Here is a 3862-nt window from a genome sequence, read left to right as displayed (position 1 = left end):
CCGCGTTCGCGCCGTCCTGGTTCAGGTCGGCGATCGCGACGGCCGCGCCCGCCTTGGCGAGCTCGAGGGCGATTTCCTTGCCGATGCCGCTCGCGGCGCCCGTGACGACTGCGGTCTTGCCATTCAGATCTGCTGCCATGTCCGTCTCCTCCCGTTATCGGATCGAAAAAGTGCGCGCCCGCCCCTTCGGCATTCGTCGCCGGTGCGACGCGGCGGGCCAGCCGTCATTGTGCACGATCGGCCCCGCCGTTCGCGCGCAAAACGTCTAAGCTTAAGGTCGGTTCCGTCACGCGGGAGATTCACATGCACTATCGACGGCTAGGCCGCTCCGGCCTGCAGATCAGCGCGCTTTCGCTCGGCTCCTGGGTCACGTACGGCAACCAGGTCGACCAGCGGGTCGCGCGCGAATGCCTCGCCGCGGCACGCGACGCGGGCGTCAATTTCTTCGACAACGCCGAGGTCTACGCCGGCGGCAAATCCGAGGAGATCATGGGCCACGCGCTCAAGTCGCTCGACTGGCCGCGCGTCAGCTACATCGTGTCGACGAAGTTCTTCTGGGGGCTCGCCGAGGCGCCGAACCAGTATCACACGCTGAACCGGAAATACCTGTTGAACGCCATCGACGGCTCGCTGCGCCGGCTCCAGCTCGACTATGTCGATCTCGTCTATTGCCATCGCCCCGATCCGAACACGCCGATCGAGGAAACCGTCTGGGCAATGAGCGACATGATCGCGCGCGGCAAGGCGCTGTACTGGGGCACGTCGGAATGGAGCGCCGACGAAATCCGTGCCGCATGCGAGATCGCCGAACGGCATCACCTGCGCAAGCCCGTCGTCGAACAGCCGCAGTACAACCTGTTCCACCGCACGCGGGTCGAGCACGAATATGCGCGGCTCTACGAGGATTACGGTCTCGGCCTCACGACCTGGAGCCCGCTGGCGTCGGGCCTGCTCACCGGCAAGTATCGCAACGGCGTGCCGCCCGGCAGCCGCGCGCAGTTGCAGGGTTACGACTGGATGCGTGACCGCCTGACCGATCAGGCGGCCAACGATATCGTCGAGCGGCTCGGCGGAATCGCGGCCGAGCTCGGCTGCAGCACGGGCCAGCTCGCGATCGCGTGGGCACTCGCGAATCCGCACGTCAGTTCGGTGATCACGGGCGCGTCGCGGATCGAGCAGATCGGCGACAACATGCGCGCGCTCGACGTTGCGGCGAAGCTGACGCCGGACGTGAAGCAACGCATCGAGGAGGTGGTCGGCGACGCATATGAATAAGGCGATGCACGGCCACTCGCGTACAATACGCGGCCGCATCGGCGCCCGGCCCGACGGCCGCGCGCGATCGACCGCTTTCATCGATTCACCTTTCGTTTCAGGCAGCCCGCCATGCTCAGTTATCGTCACGGTTTTCACGCAGGCAACCACGCGGACGTGCTCAAGCACGCCGTCGTCGTCCAGCTGCTGCGCTACCTGAACAAGAAGGACAAGTCGTACTGGTACATCGACACACATGCGGGTGCCGGCGTGTACTCGTTGCGCGACGGCTATGCGGCAAAAACGTCGGAATTCGACACCGGCATCGGCCGGCTGTGGGACGAAAAGAACCTGCCGGAAGCGCTGGGCGAGTATGTCGACGAAGTCCGCGCGCTGAACGACGATGGCGAACTGCGCTTCTATCCCGGTTCGCCGTACATCGCCTGGCGATCGATGCGCGAACAGGACCGCATGCGCCTGTTCGAAATGCACACGACCGAAATCGACGTGCTGCGCCACAATTTCCGCGACGCGGGGCGACGCGCGATGATCTTCGCCGGCGACGGCTTTGAAGGGATCAAGGCGCTGCTGCCGCCGCCGCCGCGACGCGCACTCGTGCTGATCGACCCGTCCTACGAGGACAAGAAGGACTACGCGCGCACGGTGAGTTGCGTGACGGAATGCCTGAAGCGATTCGCGACGGGCTGCTATGCGATCTGGTACCCGCAGGTCACGCGGCTGGAGTCGCAGCGCTTTCCCGAGCAGTTGAAGCGCCTGCAGCCGAACAACTGGTTGCACCTGACGCTGACGGTATCGAATCCGCCGACGGACGGCCTGGGCCTCTACGGCAGCGGGATGTTCATCCTGAATCCGCCGTACACGCTCGCGCAGAGCATGAAAGAAACCCTGCCCTATCTGGTCGAGAAGCTGGGACAGGATAGCGGCGCCCGCTGTCAGATCGAGCACCGCGGCAACTGATCCGGCGACCGGCCGTTACGGCTGCGGCCTCGGCGCGAGCCGCGGCTGATTGACTGGCTGCCCGCCCCACGCGGGAACGTTGATATAAGGCGCGACGAACAGCGGAACCGACGTGTTCGGCGCCTGCCCGGCCGGGGCGCGCATGCCCGCCGGCTCGACGATCGGCTCCGCAGACAGCGGTGCTGTCTGCAAGACCAATCCGCCCTTGCCGTCCTGGATACCGCGTTGCGTATCGAGAACCAGCGGTTTGGACGACGTTGCGGCACTGGCTGCAAGGCCATGGACAAGCACCGCCGCGCCCAGAACGAGACGCGCGCGAGCACTGCGACGCACATCGAGACGCAAACGCATGATCGTGTCCTTCAGGATGAAAAGCAGGCCCATACCATAGCGCTGCACTGACGATTTCGCCAGATCCGGTGCACAAAAAAACAAAGCCCCGTCAATACGGGGCTTGCTAATCGTTCGGTGCCACACGGCACCTGACGGTAACTCCGATTACAGCGAGTAGCCGTTGGTTTCGAGCGAGCGGATACGGCTCTCGAGCTGGACGATGTCCGACGACGTGGCGAGGTAAGCCTCACGGCGTTCACGTTCTGCGGATTCGAACCAGTTGCTCAGCTTTTCGACGATGTAGGCGATCATGACATTCTCCAAGGAAGAGGGACCCCTGGTGAATCGAGATTCAGGGATTTCCCGTATAGGGTTATCCCGAATTATAGCGATGCCGCACCAAGATGCCAGTGAAATACTTGCATGGAGGCCATTCCAAATCGGAATGGCTGATCGCAAAACAAACATAACCCGTTGATTTTTATAGATATTGAATTCGGGCGCGTTTTGCGACTCGAGTGCGCGCACTAATTTGGTTCACCGACCGGGTCGGCAAGGCGCGCCAAAATCGGGCATTCCGGCCGACCGTCACCATGGCAGTGCGCGGCCAGATCGGCCAGCGTGTTGCGCATGTCGCTCAGCTCCGCGATACGTTTGTCGAGCTCGGCCACGTGCTCAAGGGCAATCGACTTCACTTCGGCACTCGCACGGGAGCGATCCTGCCAGAGCATCAGCAGTTTGCGGATGTCCTCGACGAGAAAGCCAAGCCGCCGGGCCTGACGGATGAATCGCAGGATATGGATTTCGTCCGCACCGTAAATCCGGTAGCCGGCGTCGGTACGCTTGCTCGGTGCAAGGAGGCCAACCTGTTCGTAGTACCGGATCATCTTTGCGCTGACTCCGGATTCGCGTGACGCATCGCCGATATTCATTCCCTGCCCTCTCCATCAAGCCCCCGGTTTCGACCGTGAACGTCGACGAATGCAATCGTTGCAATCGTTGACGACATGTCGATCGTATCAAATCACGCGGTTTCGTTCCGCGATCGGGGGCTGGCAGCTGGATAGCGGTGGATCTGGCGAGCAGTGACGGGACGCGATGAGTTTTCTGCGCCGACGCGCATTTTCGCCGCCGAAATGCAAAAACCCCCGCCTTTCGGGCGGGGGTTCTTGGCTTAGGGAGCCTGACGATTACCTACTTTCACACGGGAATCCGCACTATCATCGGCGTAGAGTCGTTTCACGGTCCTGTTCGGGATGGGAAGGGGTGGGACCGACTCGCTATGGTCATCAGGCAA

General features: G+C 62.6%; 6 protein-coding genes and 1 rRNA gene. 2 read left to right on the top strand and 5 right to left on the bottom strand.

What is annotated here, in order from left to right:
• On the bottom strand, nucleotides 1-139 hold a 139-nt coding region (locus G3N62_RS34795; RefSeq protein WP_134320086.1), incomplete at its 3' end, for an SDR family NAD(P)-dependent oxidoreductase.
• A gap of 164 nt (nucleotides 140-303) precedes the next feature.
• Between G3N62_RS34795 and G3N62_RS34790 the strand changes: the two genes are divergently transcribed.
• Nucleotides 304-1275, top strand: a complete 972-nt coding sequence (locus G3N62_RS34790; protein ID WP_034191151.1) for an aldo/keto reductase — start codon at nucleotides 304-306, stop codon at nucleotides 1273-1275.
• Between the two features lie 111 nt (nucleotides 1276-1386).
• Nucleotides 1387-2232: a 23S rRNA (adenine(2030)-N(6))-methyltransferase RlmJ gene (rlmJ, locus tag G3N62_RS34785; RefSeq protein ID WP_034191150.1), complete on the top strand. Its 846-nt coding sequence runs from the start codon at nucleotides 1387-1389 to the stop codon at nucleotides 2230-2232.
• Between the two features lie 15 nt (nucleotides 2233-2247).
• Here rlmJ and G3N62_RS34780 read toward each other — a convergent pair whose 3' ends face one another.
• The 4 genes from G3N62_RS34780 to rrf form a co-directional block, all read right to left on the bottom strand.
• On the bottom strand, nucleotides 2248-2616 hold the full coding sequence (locus tag G3N62_RS34780; RefSeq protein ID WP_185733150.1) for a hypothetical protein: 369 nt from the start codon (nucleotides 2614-2616) through the stop codon (nucleotides 2248-2250).
• A 114-nt stretch (nucleotides 2617-2730) separates the two neighbouring features.
• On the bottom strand, nucleotides 2731-2877 hold the full coding sequence (locus G3N62_RS34775; protein ID WP_006478295.1) for a DUF3563 family protein: 147 nt from the start codon (nucleotides 2875-2877) through the stop codon (nucleotides 2731-2733).
• Between the two features lie 215 nt (nucleotides 2878-3092).
• Complete coding sequence (gene cueR, locus G3N62_RS34770) at nucleotides 3093-3497, bottom strand: Cu(I)-responsive transcriptional regulator (protein ID WP_034191148.1); 405 nt, start codon at nucleotides 3495-3497, stop codon at nucleotides 3093-3095.
• 249 nt (nucleotides 3498-3746) lie between these two features.
• Nucleotides 3747-3859, bottom strand: a 5S ribosomal RNA gene (rrf, locus tag G3N62_RS34765).
• Nucleotides 3860-3862: the final 3 nt, after the last annotated feature.

The organism is Burkholderia sp. Tr-20355 (assembly GCF_017104685.1).
GTDB lineage: Bacteria > Pseudomonadota > Gammaproteobacteria > Burkholderiales > Burkholderiaceae > Burkholderia > Burkholderia seminalis.
This window is presented reverse-complemented; position numbering and strand designations above follow the sequence as displayed.